Origin of the sequence: Aeromonas sp. s6, from assembly GCF_040907815.1 — a bacterium.
GTDB lineage: Bacteria > Pseudomonadota > Gammaproteobacteria > Enterobacterales > Aeromonadaceae > Aeromonas > Aeromonas caviae.
Window position 1 is genome coordinate 15,663 of the sequence record NZ_JBFOCN010000122.1, and the last position, 24,009, is coordinate 39,671.

The 24,009-nt window shown below is 62.0% G+C and carries 25 protein-coding genes; all 25 read right to left on the reverse strand.

Going from position 1 to position 24,009, the window contains the following annotated elements; genetic code table 11:
- Window positions 1–83 precede the first annotated feature (83 nt).
- Window positions 84–896, reverse strand: coding sequence for a VacJ family lipoprotein (locus AB5Y50_RS19125; protein ID WP_029314176.1), 813 nt, complete (start codon window positions 894–896; stop codon window positions 84–86).
- 78 nt (window positions 897–974) lie between these two features.
- Complete coding sequence (ccmI, locus tag AB5Y50_RS19130) at window positions 975–2,237, reverse strand: c-type cytochrome biogenesis protein CcmI (protein ID WP_104455540.1); 1,263 nt, start codon at window positions 2,235–2,237, stop codon at window positions 975–977.
- Window positions 2,234–2,716 (reverse strand): cytochrome c-type biogenesis protein, encoded by a 483-nt coding sequence (locus tag AB5Y50_RS19135; RefSeq protein WP_010673951.1) that lies wholly within the window; start codon window positions 2,714–2,716, stop codon window positions 2,234–2,236. The genes ccmI and AB5Y50_RS19135 overlap by 4 nt, the downstream gene beginning before the upstream one ends.
- Window positions 2,717–2,726: 10 nt before the next feature.
- Window positions 2,727–3,257 carry a DsbE family thiol:disulfide interchange protein gene (locus tag AB5Y50_RS19140; RefSeq protein WP_041215578.1) on the reverse strand — a complete coding sequence of 177 codons (531 nt, stop codon included), beginning with the start codon at window positions 3,255–3,257 and terminating at the stop codon, window positions 2,727–2,729.
- Window positions 3,254–5,209 carry a heme lyase CcmF/NrfE family subunit gene (locus AB5Y50_RS19145; protein ID WP_109112098.1) on the reverse strand — a complete coding sequence of 652 codons (1,956 nt, stop codon included), beginning with the start codon at window positions 5,207–5,209 and terminating at the stop codon, window positions 3,254–3,256. The genes AB5Y50_RS19140 and AB5Y50_RS19145 overlap by 4 nt, the downstream gene beginning before the upstream one ends.
- A 79-nt stretch (window positions 5,210–5,288) precedes the next feature.
- On the reverse strand, window positions 5,289–5,780 hold the full coding sequence (gene ccmE, locus AB5Y50_RS19150) for a cytochrome c maturation protein CcmE (protein WP_010673948.1): 492 nt from the start codon (window positions 5,778–5,780) through the stop codon (window positions 5,289–5,291).
- On the reverse strand, window positions 5,777–5,983 hold the full coding sequence (gene ccmD, locus AB5Y50_RS19155; RefSeq protein WP_039039901.1) for a heme exporter protein CcmD: 207 nt from the start codon (window positions 5,981–5,983) through the stop codon (window positions 5,777–5,779). The genes ccmE and ccmD overlap by 4 nt, the downstream gene beginning before the upstream one ends.
- 2 nt (window positions 5,984–5,985) lie before the next feature.
- Complete coding sequence (locus AB5Y50_RS19160; protein WP_180911487.1) at window positions 5,986–6,726, reverse strand: heme ABC transporter permease; 741 nt, start codon at window positions 6,724–6,726, stop codon at window positions 5,986–5,988.
- 166 nt (window positions 6,727–6,892) lie between these two features.
- Entirely contained in the window at window positions 6,893–7,561 is a 669-nt protein-coding gene (gene ccmB, locus AB5Y50_RS19165) for a heme exporter protein CcmB (protein WP_010673945.1), read from the reverse strand.
- 3 nt (window positions 7,562–7,564) lie between these two features.
- Entirely contained in the window at window positions 7,565–8,200 is a 636-nt protein-coding gene (gene ccmA / locus AB5Y50_RS19170; RefSeq protein WP_052815846.1) for a cytochrome c biogenesis heme-transporting ATPase CcmA, read from the reverse strand.
- Window positions 8,201–8,419: 219 nt separating this feature from the next.
- Complete coding sequence (locus AB5Y50_RS19175) at window positions 8,420–8,806, reverse strand: DUF2802 domain-containing protein (RefSeq protein WP_010673943.1); 387 nt, start codon at window positions 8,804–8,806, stop codon at window positions 8,420–8,422.
- A 71-nt stretch (window positions 8,807–8,877) separates the two neighbouring features.
- On the reverse strand, window positions 8,878–9,366 hold the full coding sequence (locus tag AB5Y50_RS19180; RefSeq protein ID WP_010673942.1) for a chemotaxis protein CheW: 489 nt from the start codon (window positions 9,364–9,366) through the stop codon (window positions 8,878–8,880).
- A 69-nt stretch (window positions 9,367–9,435) separates the two neighbouring features.
- Window positions 9,436–10,302 (reverse strand): chemotaxis protein CheW, encoded by an 867-nt coding sequence (locus AB5Y50_RS19185; protein ID WP_180911486.1) that lies wholly within the window; start codon window positions 10,300–10,302, stop codon window positions 9,436–9,438.
- Window positions 10,299–11,093 carry a ParA family protein gene (locus AB5Y50_RS19190; protein ID WP_010673940.1) on the reverse strand — a complete coding sequence of 265 codons (795 nt, stop codon included), beginning with the start codon at window positions 11,091–11,093 and terminating at the stop codon, window positions 10,299–10,301. Before AB5Y50_RS19190 ends, AB5Y50_RS19185 begins: the two co-directional genes overlap by 4 nt.
- A gap of 4 nt (window positions 11,094–11,097) precedes the next feature.
- Complete coding sequence (locus AB5Y50_RS19195; protein WP_102948476.1) at window positions 11,098–12,006, reverse strand: OmpA family protein; 909 nt, start codon at window positions 12,004–12,006, stop codon at window positions 11,098–11,100.
- 2 nt (window positions 12,007–12,008) lie between these two features.
- Window positions 12,009–12,746: a flagellar motor protein gene (locus AB5Y50_RS19200; RefSeq protein WP_042016381.1), complete on the reverse strand. Its 738-nt coding sequence runs from the start codon at window positions 12,744–12,746 to the stop codon at window positions 12,009–12,011.
- 2 nt (window positions 12,747–12,748) lie between these two features.
- Window positions 12,749–13,864 carry a chemotaxis response regulator protein-glutamate methylesterase gene (locus AB5Y50_RS19205; RefSeq protein ID WP_109112101.1) on the reverse strand — a complete coding sequence of 372 codons (1,116 nt, stop codon included), beginning with the start codon at window positions 13,862–13,864 and terminating at the stop codon, window positions 12,749–12,751.
- A gap of 31 nt (window positions 13,865–13,895) precedes the next feature.
- The gene (locus AB5Y50_RS19210; protein WP_180911485.1) at window positions 13,896–16,043 is read right to left on the reverse strand and encodes a chemotaxis protein CheA; all 2,148 of its coding nucleotides are present in this window, start codon (window positions 16,041–16,043) and stop codon (window positions 13,896–13,898) included.
- A gap of 11 nt (window positions 16,044–16,054) precedes the next feature.
- Window positions 16,055–16,795: a protein phosphatase CheZ gene (locus AB5Y50_RS19215; protein WP_010673935.1), complete on the reverse strand. Its 741-nt coding sequence runs from the start codon at window positions 16,793–16,795 to the stop codon at window positions 16,055–16,057.
- A gap of 12 nt (window positions 16,796–16,807) precedes the next feature.
- Window positions 16,808–17,191 (reverse strand): chemotaxis response regulator CheY, encoded by a 384-nt coding sequence (cheY, locus tag AB5Y50_RS19220; protein WP_010673934.1) that lies wholly within the window; start codon window positions 17,189–17,191, stop codon window positions 16,808–16,810.
- A 110-nt stretch (window positions 17,192–17,301) separates the two neighbouring features.
- Window positions 17,302–18,021, reverse strand: coding sequence for an RNA polymerase sigma factor FliA (locus AB5Y50_RS19225; protein ID WP_041212632.1), 720 nt, complete (start codon window positions 18,019–18,021; stop codon window positions 17,302–17,304).
- On the reverse strand, window positions 18,014–18,889 hold the full coding sequence (locus tag AB5Y50_RS19230) for a MinD/ParA family protein (protein WP_010673932.1): 876 nt from the start codon (window positions 18,887–18,889) through the stop codon (window positions 18,014–18,016). Before AB5Y50_RS19230 ends, AB5Y50_RS19225 begins: the two co-directional genes overlap by 8 nt.
- 1 nt (window position 18,890) lies before the next feature.
- A complete protein-coding gene (gene flhF / locus AB5Y50_RS19235) occupies window positions 18,891–20,387 on the reverse strand; it encodes a flagellar biosynthesis protein FlhF (protein ID WP_010673931.1) in 1,497 nt (498 codons plus the stop codon).
- Between the two features lie 16 nt (window positions 20,388–20,403).
- Window positions 20,404–22,506 (reverse strand): flagellar biosynthesis protein FlhA, encoded by a 2,103-nt coding sequence (gene flhA / locus AB5Y50_RS19240; protein ID WP_180911484.1) that lies wholly within the window; start codon window positions 22,504–22,506, stop codon window positions 20,404–20,406.
- 327 nt (window positions 22,507–22,833) lie between these two features.
- On the reverse strand, window positions 22,834–23,964 hold the full coding sequence (flhB, locus tag AB5Y50_RS19245) for a flagellar biosynthesis protein FlhB (protein ID WP_180911483.1): 1,131 nt from the start codon (window positions 23,962–23,964) through the stop codon (window positions 22,834–22,836).
- Between the last annotated feature and the right edge of the window lie 45 nt (window positions 23,965–24,009).

Below are 24,009 nucleotides of genomic sequence, written 5' to 3' on the forward strand. Positions count from 1 at the left end.
CACTTGCGGGGCGTTTTTTATGGTCGAACACCTGCCATCGACAACAAAGGCGCCCGCAGGCGCCTTGTGGAAGATGACCGTGCTTACTGGTCTATCTCGTCCATGTAATCGTCGAGGTTGCCATCATCAGCCGCCTCTGGCTTCTGCTCCTGGAGCTCGGGTTTGCGGCCCGTCACCTTGCCATCGTTGTACTGCAAGTAGAAGTCCTTGGTCAGGGCGTAAGGATCCAGCGCGTTGTCGATGATGCGCTCCTGATCGATCAGCTTGGAGCGGGTACCGAGGCCATCCAGCGCCCAGTGCACTACCTTCAGCGGGAAGGTCAGCAGGGCATAGGGGAAGTAGATGGTATCGATGGTATCCCCCACCAGTTGCCGGGTGGTAGTGGGACCGTAGACTGGCACCATCAGATAGGCGCCATCCCCGATGTCGGCCTTGCCGAGCACGGTATCCATCTCCAGCGTGTTGCGAGCAAGGCCCGCATGCTTGGCAACGTCGAACAGACCGAGCAGGCCCACAGTGGTGTTGAGGGTGAAGCGGCCCAGGTTGGTACCGGCCCCTTTCAGATCACCCACCAGCAGGTGGTTTACCATGCTGCTCGGCTCGTCGAAGTTGTCCACGAAATTCTCGATGCTGTCCCTCACTCCTTGCGGGACATAGCGGGCATAGCCGTGTACCACGGGGCGCGCTACATAGGGCTCCAGCACGTCATAGTTGACGGCCCACATGGCACGGTTGGGCCCCTGGAAGGGGTCGCGAGGATCGCTGGCCGTGCTGGATGCCCCGGGGCGGCTCGGGGTCTCGCCGAGATCCAGGCTCTCCGGGCCCGGCTTGGGAGGGCCGCCCGCACAGCCCGCGAGCAGCAATGCCACCGCCAATGCTCCTGAACGCAGATACATATGAAAGTCCTAAGATTTTTTTGGGTATTGATATGAATTATACAGGGGGCCCACCCCAAGGGGTGGGCCAAAAGCGTATTAGAGGGCGTGATCGATGCGGATGTCAATCGGCGCTGTGGGGATGGTGCTGGTCGGCACGGTGACCGAAACCCCTTCAAAGGCGCCTTCCTTGTTCATGACGTTGCCACCCCGGGAGAGGCGCGCCTTGAACTGTAGCTCGGCATGGGCCGCCAGCTTGCTCCCCTCCATCATGGCATCCCCGTCCCCCAGGGAGAGGGTGAGCGGGAGATGCGGGCCTGCAATGCGCTTGACCGCGATGGGCATGGGCGGACCGTTGGGGATCACCGCAAAGACGAACAGATGGGCATCTTCCGGCATCTTTATACCCGGCGCCAGGGTGATGTGCAGGGGGAACTCCCCCTCTTTCACCGCCAGCACCCCGGCTTGTGCCTGGCCTTCGGCAGACGGGGTGGTCACGGCGATGCCACGCTGGCCAAGCTGCTGCCTGGCGTACTCCATGGAGCGCTCCACCATGGTGTAGCGGGCCGAGCCCGGCTCCAGCAGCGGCAACATCCCCTGCCAGCGGTCGAGGGCGGTCTGGAAATCCTCTTTTTGCAGGGCCATGAAGGCGTGGACGGAGCGGGCCTCGATGTTGGCCGGGTCCTCGGCAATGACCGCCTGCAACAGTTGATCCGCACGGGCTTCCTCCCCCGTCATCATCAGGGCCTGGGCATAGGGCACCGCCACCATGGCCTTCTGGGGCGCGAGGGCGTAGGCACGCTCCAGCGCCTCGCGGGCCATCTCGGGATCATTGCCATCCAGGGTCAGGCGCCCCAGCAGCAGCCAGCCACGGTAGTCGTTCGGTTCTTCTTTCAGCCGGGTTCGCAGGGCCAGGGTGAAGTCCAGCAGATCCTGCTCGGTCACCCGGGCATCACGCTCCACCAGGATGCGATTGCTGAGCTCCCCCAACCGGCTGCTGGCATCCTGCCAGCGGCTCACCTCCTGCCAGGCGCCGAGCTTGGCGTAGAGGCCGATGCTCACCACCGCCAGCACCAGCACACCGGGGATCCAGATCAGGCTCTTGCCGCCACGGGCGGTCTGCTCCACGTCGGGAATGTCGTCCAGGAGGCTGCGCTGCAGCTCCACCAGGGATTCCGGCTCCTCCGCCAGTATCCCCTGCTCCCGCTCCTCCCCTATCTCCAGCAGGCGCTGGCGATAGAGCTGCTTGTTGAGGGCCGAGCGACTGATGCTCTGCCTGCCCTCGCCGCGCCAGAGCGGCACGATCAGCGCCAGGCTCGCCAGCACCAGCAGGGCCGCACCCAGTATCCAGAATGGGGTCATGGTTTATCTTCCTCTTTGAGCAGGGCGGACAGCCTGGCCTGCTCTTCTGCACTCAGGGTGCCTTCAGGCTGTTGCAAGGGAGCAGGGGCATGGCGGCGGCTTCGCACCACCACGGTGACGACGCCAATCACGATGACCAGCAAGGGGCCAAGCCAGAGGATCAGGGTCGAGGCCATCAGGGGGGGATCATAGAGAATGAAGTTGCCGTAGCGGGCCACCATGTAGTCCACCACTTCCTGCTTCTCCTTGCCCTCGCGCACCATCTGGTAGGTCTTGTCCCGCAGATCCTTGGCGAGCCCGGCGTTGGAGTCCGCGATGTCCTGGTTCTGGCACTTGGGGCAGCGCAGCTCCTTAGTCAGCTCGCGAAAGGTCTGCTCCTGGGCGTCGCTCTCGAAGGTGTAGACATCGATGGCGGCGCGGGCCTGTCCGGCGCAGACGAGACCGGCCAGCAGCAACAGGGATGCAATCAGTGTTTTCATCGGGGAGGCCTCACTTCATGGCATCGAAGATGGGTTTGAGGGTACTGGCCCAGACGTCTGGGTTGATGTCCCCCACGTGGCGATAGCGGATGATACCCTGGCTGTCGATGAAGAAGGTCTCCGGCGCGCCATAGACACCGAGATCCAGCCCCAGCATGCCGTCCGGATCATAGAGGTTGACCTGGTAGGGATTGCCAAGCTCCGCCAGCCACTTGATGGCCTTGTCACGCTCATCCTTGTAGTTCATGCCGACGATGTAGATCCCCTGCCCCGCCAGCTCCTTGAGGTAGGTGTGTTCTCCGTAACAGGTCGGGCACCAGGTGGCCCAGACGTTGAGCAGCATGGGGCGCCCCTTGAGGATGCTCCTGTCGTGCTGCTTGCCCAGGTCATAGATGTCCTGCAGGGTGAACACGGGCACCTCCTTGTCCACCATCACGGATTCGAGCTTGGTGGGATCGGAGTAGAGCCCCTTGAACAGAAACACGGCCCCCATCAGGAAGATGATGAAGGGCAGCAGATAGAGCCAGGTCTTCTTGCTCATGCCTTGGCCTCCTCGTCACGACGTCCGAAGCGGTAGCGCTTGTCCAGCATGGCCAGCACGCCACCGAGGGCCATGAAGACGCCGCCGAACCAGATCCAGCGCACGAAGGGCTTGTAGTAGATCCGCACCGCCCAGGCGCCGTTGTCGAGCTGTTCGCCGAGCGCCGCATAGAGATCCCGGGTAACACCCGCATCGATGGCCGCCTCGGTCATCGGCATGCGGCTCACGGTGTACATCCGCTTCTCAGGTTTGAGCAGGGCTACCTGCTTGCCATCCCGGTGCACTTCCAGCACCCCCTTGAAACCGTCGTAGTTGGGGCCGTTCTTCTCCTTGATGCCGGTGAAGACGAACTCGTAATCAGCGAACTGGACGCGATCGCCGGCCTGCATCCGCAGGTCCTTCTCGATGCTGTAGTTCTGGGTGCAGGCGATGCCGATGATGCTGACCGCGAGCCCCACGTGCCCCAGGATCATGGCCCAGTGGCTGTTGCCAAGCTTGCGCACGCCGGTGGCAAAACCGTGTTTGTGGGTGGCCCGCGCCCAGGTCTCCTGCACGCTGGTGACGATGATCCAGACGCCAAGCCCGATACCGAGCGCAGCCCAGGGTTTGAACGCCTCGGCAAAGAGTTTGGGCAACAGCAGAGCCGCGGCCAGGCTCAGCACCAGGGCGAGCATCACCTTGCCCTTGAGCTCACCGAGATCCTGGCGGCGCCAGCGGAACAGGGGGCCCACCCCCAGCAGCAGGGCGAAGGGGATGATGAGCCAGCTGTAGATGTGGTTGAAGAAGGGGGTGCCGATGGAGATGCTGCCAAGCCCCAGCTCCTTGTGCACCAGGGGCAACAGGGTGCCGAGCAGCACGGTGAGCAGGCCCGCCACCAGCAGGATGTTGTTGCCAAGGAGCAGGGTCTCCCGGCTCCACAGCTCATGCTTGCCGTGGCTCTTCACCTGGGAGCCCTTGAAGGCGAACAGCAGCAGGGAGCTGCCTATCACCGCCAGCAGGAAGCCCAGGATGAACAGACCCCGGGTCGGGTCCGAGGCAAACGCATGGACCGACACCAGCACGCCGGAACGCACCAGGAAGGTGCCGAGCAGGCTCAGGGAGAAGGCCGAGAGCGCCAGCAGCACGGTCCAGGCCTTGAAGGTGGCGCGCTTCTCGCTCACCGCGAGGGAGTGGAGCAGGGCCGTGCCCGCCAGCCAGGGCATGAAGGAGGCGTTTTCCACCGGGTCCCAGAACCACCAGCCGCCCCAGCCGAGTTCGTAATAGGCCCACCAGGAGCCGAGCACGATGCCCAGCGTCAGGAAGACCCAGGCCGCCATGGTCCAGGGACGGGACCAGCGCGCCCAGGTGGCGTCCAGACGCCCCGTCATCAGGGAGGCGATGGCGAAGGCGAAGGCCACCGAGAAGCCCACGTAGCCCATGTAGAGCATGGGGGGGTGGAAGATGAGACCGGGATCCTGCAGCAGCGGATTGAGATCCCGCCCGTCCACCGGGAAATACGGCAGGGTGCGGGTGAAAGGATCCGAGGTGAACAGCACAAAAGCGGTGAAGCCCACCGAGATAAGGCCGAGCACCCCGAGTACCCGCGCCACCGCATCGAGCGGCAGGCGACGGCTGAAGAGGGCTACCGCCGCCGTCCAGCCCCCCAAGGTCAGCACCCAGAGCAGCAGCGAGCCTTCATGGGCTCCCCACACCGCCGAGATGCGGTATTGCAGGGGCAGCAGGCTGTTGGAGTTGGTGGCCACGTACTGCACGGTGAAGTCGTTGTCGATAAAGGCCCAGGTGAGGCAGATAAACGACAGCAGCAGCAGCAGAAACTGGCTGTAGGCGAGCGGGCGGGCCGCCGACATCATGCCAAGACGACCGAGATGGGCCCCGATCAGCGGGTAACTGCCCAGCAGCAGGGCGGTGGCGAAGGCCAGGATCAGTGAGAACTGCCCTAATTCCGGGATCATTGACTATTCCCTCTCGATTGCACGGAGAAACCTGCCGATTTGGCGGTATAAAGAAGTGAATTCTTGGCGCATACCGGCATCATTGCTTGGCTCCCTGCAACTGTGCCTCTGTGTATTCGGGCTTGAAGTGCATGCCGTTGGTGGCGTCGGCCACTTCCGGCGGCATGTAGTTCTCGTCGTGCTTGGCCAGCACCTCGAAGGCGGCGACCGTGGTGGCATCCTTGAGGGTGCCCTGGGCGACGATCCCCTGCCCTTCCCGGAAGAGATCCGGCAGGATGCCGTCAAACTCCACCGTCACCAGATGGCCGCCGTTGTCCACCAGCTTGAAGGCTACCTTGAGGCTCTGGGGATCCCGCACCACAGACCCCGGCACCACCAGGCCACCGATGCGCAGGCGCTGCCCCTCCTCGGGCTTGATCTTCTCCGGCCCCTTCCCTTCCACCAGCTCGCTCGGGGTGTAGAAGAGGTCGATGTTCTGGCTCAGGGCATAGAGCACCAGGCCAGTCACGCTGGCAAGGCCCAGGCTGATGGCCAGGATGATGGTGAGGCGTTTCTTGCGGCGCGGGTTCATAGGGTGTTCTCCATCTGCTGGGCCGCCTTGCGGCGTGCCTCCCGAGCCTGCTTGTTGCGCAGTTCGCCGAGCAGGCTGCGGGTCTTCAACCGGGTGGAAATGACGATGCCGACCAGGCAGAGCAGGGTCAGACCGAAGGAGAGCCAGACGTAGAAGGCATAGCCTCCCATGGCCATGAAATCACTGAACGAGGCAAAGTGCATGCTTACTTCTCCTGCCTGGCGATGTCGGCAACCCAGGGGCGGTGCCACTCCCGCATCAGCAGCTCATTGCGAAAACGCATCAGGGTCAGGGCACCGAGAAATGCGGCGAACGCCAGGATCATGATGAGCAGCGGCCACAGCATCTCGGGGGAGATGGAGGGTTTGTCAAACTTGGTGATGGTGGCCCCCTGGTGCAGGGTGTTCCACCACTCCACCGAGTAGTGGATGATGGGCAGGTTGATCACCCCGACCAGCGCCAGGATGCCGGCGGCGCGGCCCGCCACCACCTTGTCGCTGAAGGCGTTGTAGAGGGCGATGACGCCGAGGTAGAGGAACAGCAGGATGAGCTCGGAGGTGAGCCGGGCATCCCACACCCACCAGGTGCCCCACATGGGTTTGCCCCAGGCGGCGCCGGTAAAGAGGGCAATGAAGGTGAAGACGGCCCCCACCGGGGCGATGGCCGCCACCGTCATGTCTGCCATGCGCAGTTGCCACACCAGGCCAATGAAGGCGGCCACCGCCATGGTGGAGTAGGCGCCCATGGAGAGGATGGCGGAAGGCACATGGATATAGATGATCCTGAAAGAGTCGCCCTGCTGGTAATCGGCGGGTGCGAAAGCCAGCCCCCAGACGGTGCCGATGATGAAGGCGAGCAGGCTTGTCACGGCAAACCAGGGCAGCAGGGTGCCGGCCAGCCCATAGGCGCGCTCGGGTTTGGTATAAGGGTGCAACCATTTCCACATAGCTCACGAAACCTTTCAGTTATTAATTTTTAAGTGGCGAGGGCTACCATACCCATGGGGGAAAAACATCATATCCCCCGAAAGCAATAAGCAGCCATCCCCTTGATCTATCTCAACTATCTCGCCCCTAACAAGGCTTCAAACGAAAATCTTTTCACCAAATCAATCAGTTGACACTCACCCGCAACGCCGCCGAGATGGCCAGGGGCGTCAGGGTCAATGCCCCCACCAGCATGGCCCCCAGGATGGCGAGCTGACCGGCATAGGGCAGTCCCATGCTGGCCGCGTCGATGGCGGACGTGGCGAAGATAAGCACCGGAATATAGAGCGGCAGCAGCAATAGGCTGAGCAGCACGCCCCCCTTGCGCAGCCCTGCGGTCAGCGCCACTCCGACCGCCCCGAGCAGGCTCAGCACCGGCGTACCGAGCGCCAGGGTGGCCACCACGGCCAGATAGGTCTTCAGCTCCAGGGAGAGCAGGATGGCGAGCAAGGGGGAGACCAGCAACAGCGGCAGACCGGTCAGCAACCAGTGAGCGATCACTTTGGCCAGGGCCAGCAACCCCAGGGGATGGGGCATCAGCATCATCTGCTCCAGGGCGCCGTCACTGAAGTCGTCACGAAACAGCCGCTCCAGGGAGAGCATGGCCGCCAGCAGGGCCGCCACCCAGATAATGCCGGGAGCGATGCGGGCCAGCAACTGGGGCTCGGGCCCGATCCCTAACGGAAACAGGGTGATGACGATGAGGAAGAACCAGAGCGGGTTGAAGATGTCGGCGCGCTGGCGCAGGGCCATCAGCAACTCGCGGTGAATAAGGTGTATGACGGCGCGCAGCATGGGCTACTCCTGCAACAGCGAGGTCAGGGAGAGGGTCTTGAGCCGCCCCTGCATCAGGGTCAGATCCTGGTGGGTCGTAAGGACCACCATGCCCCCCCTGTCCGCGTGGGCGAGGAACAACTGCTCCAGCACCCTGACCCCCTGCTTGTCGATGGCGGTGAAGGGCTCGTCCAGGATCCAGAGCGCCGGTCGCTCGCTCAGCCACAACCTGGCCAGCGCCACCCGTCGCTGCTGCCCGGCGGAGAGCTGCCCCGCGGGATAGTCTTCGAAACCGGCGAGGCCGACCTGGGCCAGCACCCGCCAGAGATCCACGCCGTCCCCGGCAGGGCCATGAAGCTTCTGGTAGAAGGAGAGATTCTCAAGGGGGGTCAGGGTCGCCTTGACGCCGGGCTGATGGCCCAGGTAAAGCAGGCTGGCGTGGTATTCATCCCGGCAATGGCAGATATTCTCCCCATTCCAGCACACCTCGCCAGCAAAGGGCTGCGAGAGGCCGGTGAGCAGGCGCAACAGGCTGGTTTTGCCCACCCCGTTGGGACCCTCAATCTGCATCAAATCCCCGGCACGCACCGCGAAGGAGAGATGTTCAAACAGGGTGCGATCTTCACGCACGCAGCTCAGATTGTTCGCTTGAAGCAGCATGGGGATGTAATCGTTGAAAATGAGGCGGCCTGCATCTTAACACAGGATCCGGAGGCGTCTTTTCAAAGATGCCAATAATCAACAGGATTTGTGGGGAAGATCGCGCCCCCACCAAAGAGATTGATGCCAAAGGATTATCCACCGTCCCGGCATCGAAAAAGAGGTGGCCACGGGCCGAACAGAAAGCGGGGAGGCACCGGCCTCCCCGCGACACATCCGTCAGCTGCGTCCCTTTCGCAGGGAAATAAGCAGCTCCGCTTCCGCCTGGGGCAACTCGCACTCGCTCATCACCTCGTCCAGATCGGCACCAAGCTCCACCATCTTGGCGGCGCGGCTGTAGAGGCGGCGCTCCGGATCCTGCAACGTCAGCTCCTGCTGGCTGTCGTGGATCTTCTGCATGGCCCCTTCTGCGGCTTGCAGACGCTGACCCATGCCGATGGCGCCCGTGTGCAACTCCATCATCTGCTTGCGCAGACTCTCGAGCTGCCCCTGCAGCGCTTCCACCCTGGCCTCGGACTCTCGCTGGCGACGACGGTGCCCCAGGATCCCGTAAAGGGCCAGCACCAGTGCGAGCAAGGACAACCCCAAGGCTGCAAATTCAATCATCAAACCATCACCTTACCGTCACAGGGAGGCGGACAGGTGCCATCGCCCCCGTCCGCACGTTCCCGTCCCTGTTACAGGGAACCAATGTCTTCCCACTCTTCGTCGGAGAGCAGCTTGTTGAGATCCACCAGGATCAGCAGTTGGCCGTCACGGTTGCTGACGCCCTGGATGAACTTGGCGCTCTCCTCGGTGCCCACCGCCGGGGCGGCATCGATCTCGGAGGAGCGCAGATAGACCACCTCGGCCACGCTGTCCACCATGATGCCGATCACCTGCTTCTCCGCCTCGATGATGACGATGCGGGAGTTCTCGCTCACGTCCCCGGCCGGCAGGCCGAAACGGGAGCGGGTATCGATGACGGTCACCACGTTGCCACGCAGGTTGATGATACCCAGCACGTAGTCAGGTGCACCCGGGACCGGAGCGATCTCGGTGTAGCGCAACACTTCCTGAACCTGCATCACGTTGATGCCATAGGTCTCGTTTTCCAACTGGAAGGTCACCCACTGCAGCACTTCGTCTTCGGCCAGATTCTGTGCAATATTGCGCTTCTCTGTCATCTTCTTGATCCTTGTATGAACCCGTCAACGGGTAAAATTAGCAATAAAACCATGGCGATGCCGATGTTGTCAGCGGCCTTCGATGTTCACGCCCCGGCCAAGCAGCAGCAAGAGCTCCCTGACGTGCAGCAGGGCACACATCTTCTCCTTGACCATGCCGGCCAGCCAGGGGCGCTTGCCCTCCTGATGGCGCCACTTCACCTGGTCCCTGTGCAGCAGTTCTGTGCCCTTCAACTGGTGACAGGCCAATCCCCAGGGTGATTCTCCCAGCATAATCAGATATTTGTAATCGTCCATCTCCAGATGCTGGCCCGGCATGACCCACTGGGCCGTGTCCACCACATTCATCTTCTGCTCGCGGGAGGTCATGATCCCCTTGTACCAGCCCGGCTGGCCGAAGAGAGAGGTCACCTCCCCCAGTTGATGGATGCCCCCCAACTCGGTCAGAGGCACCGCAAACGTCACCCCGGCCACGTCGAAGAAGAGCGCCTGAAACTCGTTGCCGGTATCCAGGTTCTCCCAGGTCGACGGTGCGGGCGCCGCCTCAAGGGCGGGTGCGGGTTCTGCCACTCCGAGGGCGACGGGCTCGACCTCCTCCACCACGGCTTCCACCACCGGCTCTGCCAGGGCGACCAGAGGCTCACTGCCAACCACCTCCGCCTCGAGCTGGAATGGCTCGACATGCACCTCTTCGTGGCTCAGGGCATCCATCTCGAACTGGACCTGTCCCACCTGGGCAAGCAGCTCGCTCAGCTGGGCCAGTCGGGTATCGGCTTCAAGATAGGGGGTGGCAGCCACCTCCGGCACGGCGACGGTCTGACGTTGCAACGCTGGGGCCGGTGCTTCGTCTTCGGGATCTTCCCGCAGCAGGGCATCGTCCAGCAGCAGGGAGTGGAAATAGTCGTCCATGGCCCGAACCTGGGTGGTCTCTCTCACGGCATCACCTCCTGGGTCCGTTGACGCTCCAGCGCGTCGAGATGGTTGAGCAGGGTCTCATAGGCATAGGTGCCCCGGCTGCCCGGTGCATAGATGGAGGGAGGAATGTGCACCAGACTGGCATCCCTGAATTTGGTGTCGATGGGAATGACCGCATTCCACACCGCCTCCCCATACTGCTCCTTGATGGACTGCAATGTCATCAGGGAGGCGCGGGTACGCTTGTCAAACATGGTCGGAATGATGGTATAGCGGAACTTCTCCCGCTTGGAGCGCTGCATGATCTCGAAGGTCTTCATCATCCGCTCCAGCCCCTTGAGGGCCAGGAATTCGGTCTGTACCGGCACCAGGATGCGATCGCAGGCCGCCAGCGCGTTCACCATCATCACCCCCAGCACCGGCGGGCAGTCGATGAGCACGTAGTCGAACTGATCCTGTACCCGCAGCAGAGCGCGCTTGAGCACCAGCCCCATCCCTTCCCGGTTGCCCATCACCCGATCCAGCGTGGCCAGGGTAATCGAGGCAGGCAGCAGGCTGATGTTCTCGAATCGGGTCTTGAGGGTCATTCGGTTGACCAGCTCGGCGCTGGGTTTGGCCGCCTGGAACAACTCGTACAGGGTGCCTTCCAGCCTGTCCGAGTCGAAATCGAGATAGGAGGTCAGGGAGGCGTGGGGGTCGGTGTCGATCAGCAGTACCCGCTGGCCACGCTGGGCCAGAATGCCCGCCAGGGAGACGACCGTGGTGGTTTTACCGACTCCACCTTTCTGATTGGCAACCGTCCAAACAATCACTGTATCAATCCTGCCTTGTTGTTATGCGTATGCCCCCACCGGGCAGCGCGATCACCCTGATCTTTTCACTGTCGACACTCTGCGGTGCGTCCTGCACCGGTGCCCCCGTCAGCGGTTTGACGGGGGCTGGCGGCACCCAGGCGAACCTGGATATGGCGACCACCACCTTGCGATTCTGTAATCGTCCCTGCTCGGTGCCATTGTCGACGAAGGGGGAAAACTCTCCGTACGCCTCGTAGGCGAGCCGACCGGGAGCCACCCCCTTGCCCACCAGGGCATTGAGCACTGCCTCGGCGCGGGCCGCTGACAATGTCCAGTTGGAGCGGAAAATTTCGTTGTTTATCGGTTGGTTATCCGTGTAGCCCCGCACCCTGACATAGTTATCGACCGGTTTGAGAATACCTGAAAGCGTATCGAGCACGGGTGCGGCATTGCTCCCCAGAAAAGCGCTGCCACTGTTGAACAGGAGACCTGAACTCAGCTCCACCGTCAGCCAGTTGTCATCCTGCGCAAGCTTCACCACCCCTGCATCGACCAGGGCGCCCATGGACTCCTGGATCTGCATGTCGATCTGCGCAAGAGCCGTGCCATCTTGCGAGACGGGCGTACCCGTGATGGGGGCACGCGAGGGGGACGCAGAGGCCTGGCTCTCCAGCAGGCTGGGGGCGGCCGAGACCGGGTTGTCCAGCAAGGAATTACCCCGCCCTTCCAGCAGGCCATCGCTGCGCGGCGCCTGGTTGAAGGCCTGGGTCATGCCCTCGATGACGGCGCGGTACTCCTCCTTGTTGACGATGGCAACGGAGTAGAGCACCACGAAAAGGGCGAAGATGAGCGTCATGTAATCGGCATAGGAGACCAGCCAGCGATCGAGATGCTCTCGCCCTTGCAGGTGCAAACGATAGCGCTTGCGCATGGCTACTCCCCTTTCAGATAAGCCCGTAACCGCCTTTCAACCTGCGGGCCGTTCTCCCCGTGGGCGATGGCCAGAAGCCCCTCCAGGGTCATCTCCTGATAGAGGCCGTAATGGTAGTGGAAGGCGCGCAACCGATTCGCAATCGGCAGATAGAGCAAGTTGGCAAAGCCCACCCCGTAGATGGTGGCGACGAAGGCCACGGCAATGCCCGCCCCCAGGGTGCCTGGCTCCTCCAGATGAAACATGGCCTGGATGAGGCCAATCACGGCCCCGATGATGCCGATGGTGGGACTGTACCCCCCCATGGACTCGAACACCCTGGCCGAGTGCTCGTTGCGCTCCTGCTCGATGTCGATATCCGCCTCCAGCAGGCTGCGGATATCCTCGATGGAGACGCCATCCACAATCATGGAAAGCCCCTGGCGGGTGAAGGGATCGGGCTCGGCCTCGGCCTGGTTTTCCAGCGCCAGCAAGCCTTGCTGGCGGGCGAACTGGGCCCACGCCTTCAGGCGCTCGGCCTGCTCCGCAAGATCCAGCTGCGGCGGAAACAGCATCCAGGTTGCCTGCCTCAGGGCACTGAGCAGGTACCTGCGGGGAGTCTGCAAGATCACCGCCCCCCAGGTTCCCCCGACGACGATGACAAAGGCCGGGCCATCCAGCAGGGTCAGCAGGCTCCCGCCATGCCACCACTGGGCGATGGCGACGGCCCCCAGCGCCAGCACCAGGCCGAGCATGCCCATGGTCAGCGACCCAACTCGACCAGAATGCGCTGGGCCACTCGATCCAGCGGCAGGGATTCGCTTGCTATGCCCGCTTTGGCAACAGCCTGGGGCATGCCATAGACCACGCAGGAGGCTTCATCCTGCGCCCAGATAGTCGCCCCCTGCTCCTTGAGCAGACGGGCACCGTCGCGGCCATCCGCCCCCATGCCGGTCAGTACGATGGCCAGCACCTTGTCGCCATAGGTCTTGGCGGCGGAGGCGAAGGTGATGTCCACACAGGGTTTGTAGTTGACCTTGTCATTGCCATCGATGATACGAAGACGGGCACCGGGCCCGCGCCCTTCCAGCAGCATCTGCTTGCCACCGGGGGCAAGATAGGCCTGACCCGGCTTGAGCACGTCGCCGTCCTGCGCCTCCTTGACACCTATCTGGCACAGCCCGTTGAGGCGGGCGGCAAAGGCAGCGGTGAAGGTGGCCGGCATGTGCTGGATCAGCAGAATGGGATGAGGGAAATCTCCCGGCAGCTTGGTCAGCACGTTCTGCAGTGCCACTGGCCCGCCGGTGGAGGTACCGATGGCAACCAGCTGGTAACTCTTGCCACTGCGCTTGAACGCGGCGGGAGCCGCCGCTGCCCGCACAGGCTCGGGCTGGCGTTCGGCCAAGGGGCGATTCAGGGTCCCCGTGACGGCGGGCCGGACGGCAGGCTCGGGGGCACGGGGCCGGGTCGCCATCAGGAAGCGTTTGCGAGCGATCTCCTTGACCCGCTGCTGCAGCAGGTTCACGGCTTCGTCCTTGTCGCGGGCGATGTCTTCAAACTTCTTGGGCAGAAAATCGAGGGCGCCCGCATCCAGCGCATCCAGGGTTGCCTTGGCTCCCTCGTGAGTCAGGGAGGAGAACATCAGGATGGGGGTCGGACACTTGGCCATGATCTCGCGCACGGCGCTGATGCCGTCGAGCACCGGCATTTCAATGTCCATGGTAATGACATCGGGCCGCAACTGCTGCGCCTTGTCTACCGCCTCCCGCCCGTTCTGAGCCGTGTCGATCACCGTCATCAGGGGATCCTGATTGATGATTTCGCTGACCCGACGGCGGAAGAAACTCGAATCGTCGACCACTAATACCTTGACTGCCATTGTTATTCTTTTAACTCCTTGAGCCTGGCGCTCAGTGGCGACGGGCATAGGCCTTGAGCAGGCTGGGCACATCTAGAATGAGGGCGATGCCGCCGTCGCTGGTAATGGTGGCGCCGGCCATGCCGGGGGTACCTTGCAGCAGGTTGTCCAGGGGCTTTATCACCACCTCTTCCTGACCGATGAGGTTGTCTACCACGAAGCCCACCTGCTGGGTCCCTATCTGGACGATGACCACGTGGCCCTGGTCCTGGCGGGCCGTCTTGCCGGCACCGCGTACCAGCCACTTGTGCAGGTAGAACAGCGGAATCGCCTTGTCACGGACGATGATGGTGAGCTGGCCATCCACCACGTTGGCCTTTTTCAGATCCAGGTGGAAAATTTCATTCACGCAACCGAGGGGCAGGGCGAAGGTCTGTTGACCCACCTCCACCATCAGGGTCGGCAGAATGGCCAGGGTCAGGGGAACCTTGATCTCGAGACGGGTGCCCTTGCCCCAGGTGGAATCGATGTGCACCGAGCCATTGAGGCTGACGATGCTGGTCTTCACCACGTCCATGCCTACTCCACGGCCGGAGATGTCGGAGATCTCCGACTTGGTGGAGAAGCCGGGGGCGAAGATCAGGTTGTAGGCATCGTTGTCGCTCATGCGCGCCGCGCTGTCAGCATCGAGCACGCCACGGCTGATGGCGATGGACTTGAGCTTCTCCGGGTCCATCCCTGCGCCGTCATCCTCGATGCAGAGCAGAATGTGGTCCCCTTGCTGGGAGGCGCTCAGGGTGATGGTGCCCTGACGGGGCTTGCCCGCCTTCTCGCGCACGTCCGGCATCTCGACGCCATGGTCGCAGGAGTTGCGCACCAGGTGAACCAGGGGGTCGGCCAGGGCCTCCACCAGGTTCTTGTCCAGATCCGTGTCCTCACCCACCATCACCAGCTCGATCTCCTTCTTGAGGGTACGAGCCAGATCGCGCACCACGCGCGGGAAGCGGCCGAATACTTTCTTGATAGGCTGCATGCGGGTCTTCATGACCGCGCCCTGCAGATCGGCGGTCACGACGTCGAGGTTCGCGACAGCCTTGGACATCTCTTCGTCATTGCTGGCGATGCCGAGGCTCACCAGGCGGTTTCTCACCAGCACCAGTTCGCCCACCATGTTCATGATGACGTCCAGGGTCTTGGTATCCACCCGCACCGTGGTATCGCTCTGTACTGCGCTGCTCTCGGCGGGAGCGGCCTGCTTGGCAGGGGCGGCCTTGGCTGGCGCTGGGGGCTCTGCCGGCGCGGGTTTGGCGGCCACCGGCGCCTTGGGCGGCGTCACCGGGGCTGCGGGTGCCGGGGCCTTGGGTTCGGGAGCGGGCGCTGGAGCAGACGCCAGACTGTGCTGGGGCCCCTGCCCACGGCCGTGCAGTTCATCCAGCAGGCGCTCGAACTCATCGTCGTCGATGAGCTCGTCCACCTCTTTCTGGACCGACTGCAAAGGTGCCAGATCGGGGGCACCACCGTGCTGGCCCTGACCATGGAGCTGGTCGAGCAGGGCTTCGAATTCGTCGTCTGTGATGTCACCTGAACCGCTCAGCACGGGGGCGGCAGAGACCGTCGGCGCTTTGCCGACACCGTGCAGCTCATCGAGCAGGCGTTCAAATTCGTCGGCGGAGATCTCGTCGATGGAGCCACCGCCATTGACGGCGACAGGCGCCACCTCGGCGATGACCTCGGGTTCTGGTACGGGTTCGGGCTCAGGCTCGGGTGCTGGCTGGGCCGCCACGCTGGCGGTACGCAGCTGCTCCTGCCCTTCCGGCTTGCACAGCTCATGCAGATCGTGCAGCAGATCGGGAGAAGCGGGGCTTATCTCTTCGCGGTTCTGGACCTGGGCAAACATGACGTTGATGGCATCCAGCGCCTGCAAGATGACATCCATCAGCTCGGCACTGAGGGTCCGCTTGCCGTTGCGCAGCATGTCGAACAGGTTCTCGGCACCGTGACAGACATCCACCAGTTCGGTGAGAGAGAGGAAACCCGCTCCCCCCTTGACGGTGTGGAAGCCGCGGAAGATGGCGTTCAACAGGTTCTTGTCATCGGGCCGCTTTTCCAAGTCGACCAGTTGTTCAGACAACTGTTCCAATATTTCTGATGCTTCGACCAAAAAGTCTTGCAGTATGTCTTCATCAACTTCGAAGGCCATGCGTCACTCCATTAGAATCCCAGGCTAGACAGCAGATCGTCCACATCATCTTGACCATTGACCACATCTGAGCGGGTCTGCGGGTTCATGATGGGCCCTTCCGCCTCGATGCCGCTCGCTGGCAGGCTACGTGCCGAATTGTCGCTAACGCCCTCACCGAACATGGTCAGCATCTCTATCAACTTCGTTTCAACTTCCTGCACCAGTTTGATCACCTTGCGGATCATCTGACCGGTCAGGTCCTGGAAATCCTGAGCCATCAGAATTTCCGTCAGCAGTTGTCGTAACTTATCGGCATCCGTCTCAGAAGCCTTAATAAAATCATTCAGTTGATGGCACAGCGCCTTGAATTGACCCAGCTCGAGATCCCGGCTCATCAGGGCATTCCAGTTGGGCATGACCAGCTGAATGTTGTCGTTGAGTCGATCGGCGATGGGCAGACTGGCCTCGACCGCATCCATGGTGCGATTGGCCGCCTTGTCCGTCATGTCGATGACATAGCTCAGACGCTCCCGGGCATCCGGGATCTCATGGGTGGCCAGGTCGGGGATCCTGGGATCCAGGCGAAAATCCTGCAATGAGTTGTGCAATTGGCGGGTCAGCTGCCCCACCTTGTCAAACAGGGCCGCCGCATTGGGGGCACACACATCGGCGAGGATGGTATCGGCCTGTTCAAACTCTTCCCGCTCCAGGTGGGCAACCAGCATCCTTGCCTGGTCAAGCGAGATCATGGCACTCGTTTTGGCCTTCATCCCTGCCGCTCCTTAGCCGATACGTTCAAAGATTTTGTCGAGCTTCTCTTTGAGGGTGGCGGCGGTGAACGGCTTGACGATATAGCCATTGACCCCGGCCTGGGCGGCTTCGATGATCTGCTCGCGTTTGGCTTCGGCAGTCACCATCAGAACCGGCAGGTGCTTGAGCTTGTCGTCGAGGCGAATCGCCTTGAGCAGGTCGATGCCCTGCATGCCGGGCATGTTCCAGTCGGTGACCACGAACTGGAAGTCGCCATTTTTCAGCATCGGCAACGCCGTGTTGCCATCGTCTGCTTCATGGGTATTGTTGTATCCCAGGTCACGCAGCAAGTTCTTGATAATCCGGCGCATCGTTGAAAAGTCATCGACGATGAGGATTTTCATGTTCTTGTCCAAAGTTCCTCCTAAATAGCCGCCAAGACGGCTCACTTACATGATGCAGATCGCAGGTTTTATGGTGCGGATTATGCCTTAGAGTTGTGCTCCAGTGTAGCCAGTACAACCACTTATAAATTCCAATCTCGCAAACGGGCGCGCAGCCTGTGCATGGCCTGACTATGAATCTGGCTCACCCGAGACTCACTCACACTCAATACTTCACCGATCTCGCGCAGATTCAGCTCTTCATCGTAATAAAGGGAGAGCACCAGCGCCTCCCGCTCCGGCAGGCGGGCGATGTGCTCGGCCAGAGCCCCCTGGAAGCGTTCGGCCGCCAGATCGTCGAATCCTCCCTGACCGTTGCCGTCATCGGGATGACCGATGACATCTTCACTGACGCCCAGATCCTCAATGCCGATGATCTTGCCGCAGGAGACATCCTGCAGCATGGCATGGTACTCCCCGAGGGACACCCCCATATTGGCGGCCACCTCGGTGTCTCTGGCATCCCGGCCATGGGCCTGCTCCACGTTCTCGATCGCTTCTGCAATGGCACGGCTGTTGCGGTGCACCGAGCGGGGCACCCAGTCTCCGCGGCGGATCTCGTCGAGCATGGCACCACGGATGCGGATGCCGGCATAGGTTTCAAAGCTGGCGCCCTTGCTGCCGTCAAAGTTGCGGGAAGCTTCGAGCAGCCCAATCATACCTGCCTGGATCAGGTCATCCAGCAAGACACTGCTTGGCAGGCGAGCCAATAAATGCTGGGCAATCCGCTTGACCAGCGGAGCGTGTCGCTCGACCAGCACGTAGGAATCCTGATGACGCAAGTATGCTTGGGCTTTATTCACGGGAGTCTTCCTGTGTTATGACCGGCTTTTGCAACAAGTTTTCCAGGAAAAATTCGAGGTGGCCGCCCGGCTGATTCGGGATGGGCCAGCTCGCCGCCTTGTTCGCCAGGGCACGAAATGCCAGGGCGGCAGGGGATTTTGGAAACGCCTCAACTATCAGTTTCTGCTTGCGCACCGCGGCCCGCAGGTTGGTGTCGTAAGGCACGCAGGCCACCAGCTCCAGGGAGGTATCCAGGAAGCGGTCGGTGACCCGGGTCAGCTTGGCGAACAGCTCCTGCCCCTCGCGCAGGGAGCGGACCATGTTGGCAACCACCTTGAAGCGGAACACACCGTGATCCTTGGAGAGGATCTTGATGAGCGCGTAGGCATCCGTGATGGAGGTGGGTTCATCGCACACCACCACCATGATGTCCTGGGCGGCACGGGTGAAACTCAGCACCATGTCGGAGATCCCCGCCGCCGTGTCCACCAGCAACACGTCCACCTGGGTCTTCATCTCGCTGAAGGCGCGGATGAGCTCGGCATGTTGTACCGGGGAGAGCTCGACCATGGACTGAGTGCCCGAGGTGGCTGGCACTATCATCATGCCGTAGGGCCCCTCGACGATGATGTCGTCCAGGGTGCATTCCCCCGCCAGCACATGGGAGAGGTTGCGATGCACCCTCAGCCCCAGCATGACGTCGACGTTGGCCAGACCAAGGTCGGCGTCCAGCACCAACACCCGCTTGCCCTGGGCGGCCATGGCTCCCGCCACGTTCAGGGTCACGTTGGTCTTGCCGACGCCCCCCTTGCCTCCGGACACGGCGATCACTTTCACTCGATTGTTTTGACGCATTTTGCGCAGACCACTCGCCTGATCCATATACATGTTACTCATAAAACTCCGAATCTTCGGATTCGCCAAAACCCGATCCCCAGAAATAGGGATCTTCTGCTTCCCGTTCCAGCGACCCCATGGCGGCACCGACCAGCAGCGCCGCGTTGGCAACTTGAATATCTTCCGGCACCCGTTGCCCGTCGGTGATGTAACTGATGGGCAGGGCGTTTTGAATGCACACGTTGATCACTTCACCCAGATTCAGGCTCTCGTCGAGCTTGGTCAGAATGCAGCCGGAGAGCGGAATGCGCCGGAAGTGATCCACCGCCTCCTGCATCACCCGTCGCTGGGAGGTGGCCGACATGACCAGATAACTGCGGATGCGCACCTTGGCATTCTTCACCAGGGTGTCGAGCTGTTCGGTCAGGCGGATATCCCGCTGACCCACCCCGGCGGTGTCGATGAGCACCAGCCGGCGATGGCGGAACTGATAGAGGGCACTGGCCAGCTCTTCGGCGTCCCGCACCTGACGCACCGGGCAACCCATGATGCGACCATAGGTCTGCAACTGTTCGTGGGCCCCGATCCGGTAGTTGTCCGTGGTAATGAGCGCCACCTGCTCGGCGCCATACTTCATGGCAAAGCGGGCCGCCAGCTTGGCGATGGTGGTGGTCTTGCCCACCCCGGTCGGTCCGAGCAGGGCCACCGCCCCTCCCTGACGCAGGATCTCGTCCTCGCTGATCTTGAGCTGGGCCGTCAGCACCTCGGCCAGTTGGGCCATGGCCTGATGGATCGGCATGTCTTCGGGGATGAGGCCCGCCAGTTGATCGGCGAAGGCATCGTCGAACCCCATCTTCTTGAGTTCCTTGATGAGCAGGGCGCGCATGGGTTCGCGGCGCTCCACCTCCTGCCACATCAGGCCGGAGATCTGGTGCTCCAGCAGCTTGCGGATGCTGGCCATCTCCTTGCGCATCCCCTCCATCTCCTGATCCCGCTGGGCTGACTGGGTCTGGCGCGGGGCGGCGGCAGGACGGGCCTTGGGCTTGGCGGGTTCGGGAGCGGCGCCCCACTGGCCCTGTTCGGCCAGGGTTCTGGGAGCACTGGCCGCGCCCGCCAGTCCGGCGGACTGGGTGCCGGCAGCGCCATTGGCGGGCCAGGAGGCCGAAGCTGGCTGACCGTTGCCTCCGTTGCCAGACCATGATCCCGGGGCGCCATTGCCACCCGCCGGGTTGGCCGGATTGAGCTTCTGCTGGCGCGCCAGCAGGGCCGCCAGGGTATCGGCGTAGTATTCGTTCTGTTCCTTGGGTGGCGCCGACCTCGTCATCTGCTTGCCCGCAGACGAGATATTGACGCTCTCTTCATTCAACTGACGGCGAACCGGCGCGTCTTTGGGCCCCGGTACCTGGGATTGATAATCGACGGCCGCGACTATCTCCACCCCACCGGTGACCTTTTTGTTGGACATGATGACGGCATCGGGTCCGAGAGTCTCCTTGACCTCGGCCAGCGCCGTGCGCATGTCTTTGGCAAAAAACCGCTTAATCTTCACCCGTCATCTCCGCTAACTAGCCCTGTCCCACCGCACTGACGATGCGGATCTGCTTGTCGTCAGGCACTTCCTGATAGGACAGCACGCGTAATCCAGGAATGGCATTCTTGACAAATTTCGCCAGGGTATTGCGCAATATCCCCGATGTCAGAAGCACGGCCGGCTGGCCTTCCAGTTCTTGTCGTTGAGTGGCTTCCACCAGGGAGCGTTGCATCCGCTCCGCCAGTCCCGGTTCGATACCGGCGCCATCTCCCCCACCTGCTTGCAGGGATTGATGCAATATACGTTCCAGTTCTGGTGACAAGGTGATCACCGGCAGCTCGGGCTCGGGGCCGGCAATCTCCTGCACAATCAATCTGCGCAGGGCGATCCGGCAGGCTGCGGTCAGCACTTCCGGGTCCGGGCTGCGGGGCGCATATTCCACGAGGGTCTGCAGGATAGTGCGCATATCGCGAATTGGCACGCCTTCATTGAGCAAATTCTGCAATACCTTCACCAGGTTGCCCATGCTGATCACCTCGGGAACCAGTCCTTCCACCAGCTTGCTCTGATGCTTCCCTATCATGTCGAGCAGTTGTTGCACCTCGTCATGACCCAGCAGCAGCGCCGCATGGTTGGAGAGGATCTGGCTCAGGTGGGTAGCCACCACGGTGGCCGCATCGACCACGGTGTAGCCAAGGGTCTGGGCCTGGGAGACCTGCTCCTTGGCGACCCAGACCGCCTCCAGCCCGAACGCCGGGTCCTGGGTAGCGATACCGTGGATCTGGCCGAACACCTGCCCCGGGTTGATGGCCATCTCCTTGTCGTGATAGACGGTGGCTTCCCCCGTGCTCACGCCCATCAGGGTGATGCGGTACTGGTTGGGTGCAAGATCCAGGTTGTCGCGAATGTGGACGGCAGGCACCAGAAAGCCCAGCTCCTGGGAGAGCTTCTTGCGCACCCCCTTGATCCGGTTGAGCAGTTCGCCCCCCTGATTCTTGTCCACCAGCGGGATCAGCTGATAACCCACCTCCAGGCCGATGATGTCCACCGGCATGACGTCGTCCCAGCTGAGATCCTTCTGCTCCACCGGGGCATCCCCCTGGGTCGGCATGAGTTCGCCGCTCGCCGCCTTCGCCTTGTTCTGCTTCTCGCGGCGCAGCAGCCACCAGGCGCCCGCCGCCGCCACCGCCCCCAGGCTCAGGAAAGCCAGGTGCGGCATGCCGGGCACGCTGCCCATCATCAACAGGATGCCGGCGGAGATCACCAGCGCCTTGGGATTTTCGAACAGTTGGTCGAGTACCGCTGTCCCCATGTCCTGGTCGGTATTCTGACGGGTGACGATGATGGCCGCGGCAATGGAGAGCAGGAGCGAGGGGATCTGGGCGACCAGACCGTCACCGATGGCGAGCAGGGTATAGACCTGGGCCGCTTCGCCGAAGGTGAGCTGGTGCTGCATCATGCCGATGATGAAGCCGCCGATGATGTTGATGAAGAGGATCATGATGCCCGCGATGGCATCCCCTTTCACGAATTTGGAGGCACCGTCCATGGAGCCGTAGAAGTCCGCTTCCTGAGTCACGTCCTGACGGCGCTTCTTGGCCTCTTCCTGGTTGATGAGACCGGCGTTCAGGTCCGCATCGATGGCCATCTGCTTGCCGGGCATGGCGTCAAGGGTGAAGCGGGCGCTCACCTCGGAGATCCGGCCCGCACCCTTGGTGACCACCACGAAGTTGATGATCACCAGGATCATGAAGACGATGATGCCCACGGCATAGTTGCCGCCGATCACCACGTTGCCGAACGCCTCGATCACATGGCCTGCCGCCGCGCTGCCGTTGTGGCCTTCCAGCAACACCACCCGGGTGGAGGCAACGTTGAGGGCGAGCCGCAGCAGGGTGGCGATCAGCAGCACAGTGGGGAAGGCGGCAAATTCCAGGGGGCGGCGGGTATAGACCGCCACCAGCAGCACCACGATGGAGAGGGCGATGTTGAAGGAGAAGAGGATATCCAGCATCAGGGGCGGAATGGGGAGTACCACCATCCCCAGAGAGGCCAATACCAGTAGCGGCGTCCCTACCCCTCTGCTGAGCAGCCACTTGTACTCTTTGAAACGGCCCAGTCCCGCTTTGAATCCCATCGTGCTTCTCAATGATGAACTGCCAATAGCGGATTAAAGCAAATATCAAGCCAAGGATTCAATGCATTGATCTATATGGTTTTTATTTTCACGCTGTCAGAAGTCCGTCGTTGGCGTCACGGGGAATGGTGACAGGGGGAAGCTGCCTTCACCAAGCCGGCCAAAGGCCAGCCCAGGCCATGGGGCGAGGCGACGCGCCTCGACAGGGAGATGCGGCCTTGTTTGCGTCACAAGAGAGAGATCGGATGGTGGGGACATCCCACCGCTTTATTTGCGAAACGCGGGGGCGCAAGGGAGAGAACCCGGGATCAGGCTGCCTCCACTGCGTTATTTGCGAAACTCGGGTGGAATGGGCAGATCCTTGGCTATGGGGGTCGGGCGCCGGCCGCGGCCACGGCGGAACTTCTTGAGCTGATAGACATAGGCCAGCACCTGGGCGACGGCGGAGAAGAGCCCCTCCGGGATCTCCTGGCCAATCTCGGTGGCGTGGTAAAGGGCCCGGGTGAGCGGCGGGGAGGACATGACGGGGATGTCGTATTCGCGCCCGATCTCCCGGATCTTCATCGCCACCTCGTCGACCCCCTTGGCCAGTACCTTGGGCGCCGCCCCCGGCTTGCCCGCATCGTATTTGAGCGCCACCGAGTAGTGGGTCGGGTTGGTGATGATCACATCGGCCTTGGGGACATCCCCCATCATGCGGCGCATGGCCATCTGCATCTGCAACTGGCGTATTCGCCCCTTGACCTCGGGCTTGCCTTCGCTGTCCTTGAACTCGTCCTTGATCTCCTGCTTGGTCATCTTGAGCTGGCGATTGTGGTTCCAGCTCTGGAACGGCACGTCGATGGCGACAATGGGGATCAGGGCGCAGCAGAGGATGATCAGCATCCAGAGCAACAGGTCCAGGGCATCGACGATGCCGCCGGGAAAGCCCTCGAGAGAGAGATTCAGCAGATGGTTGAACTGGCTCGACAGCATCCACCAGGCGAACAGACTAATAAACACCACTTTCGCGATGGATTTGACAAGTTCCACCAGGGATTGCACCCCGAACATCCTTTTGATGCCGCTCAGGGGGCTCAGCTTGCTCCACTTGGGCAGCATGGCCTCGGAGGAGAAGTTCATCCCGCCGAGCAGGGTGTTGCCGACGAAGGCGGCGATGATCACCAGCATGAACAGCAGCCCCAGAGGCTGGATAAGCTCCCCCAGCAGGGCGGGCACCATGGCCCCCATGGCATTGGGGTCGAACGCCTGATCCCGGTCCAGGGTAAAGCCCATGGTGAGCACCTTGATCATGGCCCCTGCCAGACTCTCCTTGATCATCAGGAGGCCGAACACGGTCGCCAGCAGGACGCTGGTGGTACCCAGCTCCTTGGAACGTGCAATCTGCCCTTTTTCCCGGGCTTGTTGCAGTCGTTTGCCCGTGGGTTGTTCTGTGCGTTCCTGATCGGTATCAGCCATGCTGGCCTCCTGCCGGCATCAGCCGACTGGCGGCCCGCCAGAGTG

What these genes read in the sequence shown, in the direction of transcription:
- AB5Y50_RS19125 (WP_029314176.1), bottom strand. Translation starts at nt 896, where the DNA reads ATGTATCTGCGTTCAGGAGCATTGGCGGTGGCATTGCTGCTCGCGGGC.
- ccmI (WP_104455540.1), bottom strand. Translation starts at nt 2,237, where the DNA reads ATGACCCCATTCTGGATACTGGGTGCGGCCCTGCTGGTGCTGGCGAGC.
- AB5Y50_RS19135 (WP_010673951.1), bottom strand. Translation starts at nt 2,716, where the DNA reads ATGAAAACACTGATTGCATCCCTGTTGCTGCTGGCCGGTCTCGTCTGC.
- AB5Y50_RS19140 (WP_041215578.1), bottom strand. Translation starts at nt 3,257, where the DNA reads ATGAGCAAGAAGACCTGGCTCTATCTGCTGCCCTTCATCATCTTCCTG.
- AB5Y50_RS19145 (WP_109112098.1), bottom strand. Translation starts at nt 5,209, where the DNA reads ATGATCCCGGAATTAGGGCAGTTCTCACTGATCCTGGCCTTCGCCACC.
- ccmE (WP_010673948.1), bottom strand. Translation starts at nt 5,780, where the DNA reads ATGAACCCGCGCCGCAAGAAACGCCTCACCATCATCCTGGCCATCAGC.
- ccmD (WP_039039901.1), bottom strand. Translation starts at nt 5,983, where the DNA reads ATGCACTTTGCCTCGTTCAGTGATTTCATGGCCATGGGAGGCTATGCC.
- AB5Y50_RS19160 (WP_180911487.1), bottom strand. Translation starts at nt 6,726, where the DNA reads ATGTGGAAATGGTTGCACCCTTATACCAAACCCGAGCGCGCCTATGGG.
- ccmB (WP_010673945.1), bottom strand. Translation starts at nt 7,561, where the DNA reads ATGCTGCGCGCCGTCATACACCTTATTCACCGCGAGTTGCTGATGGCC.
- ccmA (WP_052815846.1), bottom strand. Translation starts at nt 8,200, where the DNA reads ATGCTGCTTCAAGCGAACAATCTGAGCTGCGTGCGTGAAGATCGCACC.
- AB5Y50_RS19175 (WP_010673943.1), bottom strand. Translation starts at nt 8,806, where the DNA reads ATGATTGAATTTGCAGCCTTGGGGTTGTCCTTGCTCGCACTGGTGCTG.
- AB5Y50_RS19180 (WP_010673942.1), bottom strand. Translation starts at nt 9,366, where the DNA reads ATGACAGAGAAGCGCAATATTGCACAGAATCTGGCCGAAGACGAAGTG.
- AB5Y50_RS19195 (WP_102948476.1), bottom strand. Translation starts at nt 12,006, where the DNA reads ATGCGCAAGCGCTATCGTTTGCACCTGCAAGGGCGAGAGCATCTCGAT.
- AB5Y50_RS19200 (WP_042016381.1), bottom strand. Translation starts at nt 12,746, where the DNA reads ATGGGCATGCTCGGCCTGGTGCTGGCGCTGGGGGCCGTCGCCATCGCC.
- AB5Y50_RS19205 (WP_109112101.1), bottom strand. Translation starts at nt 13,864, where the DNA reads ATGGCAGTCAAGGTATTAGTGGTCGACGATTCGAGTTTCTTCCGCCGT.
- AB5Y50_RS19210 (WP_180911485.1), bottom strand. Translation starts at nt 16,043, where the DNA reads ATGGCCTTCGAAGTTGATGAAGACATACTGCAAGACTTTTTGGTCGAA.
- AB5Y50_RS19215 (WP_010673935.1), bottom strand. Translation starts at nt 16,795, where the DNA reads ATGAAGGCCAAAACGAGTGCCATGATCTCGCTTGACCAGGCAAGGATG.
- AB5Y50_RS19230 (WP_010673932.1), bottom strand. Translation starts at nt 18,889, where the DNA reads ATGTATATGGATCAGGCGAGTGGTCTGCGCAAAATGCGTCAAAACAAT.
- flhA (WP_180911484.1), bottom strand. Translation starts at nt 22,506, where the DNA reads ATGGGATTCAAAGCGGGACTGGGCCGTTTCAAAGAGTACAAGTGGCTG.
- flhB (WP_180911483.1), bottom strand. Translation starts at nt 23,964, where the DNA reads ATGGCTGATACCGATCAGGAACGCACAGAACAACCCACGGGCAAACGA.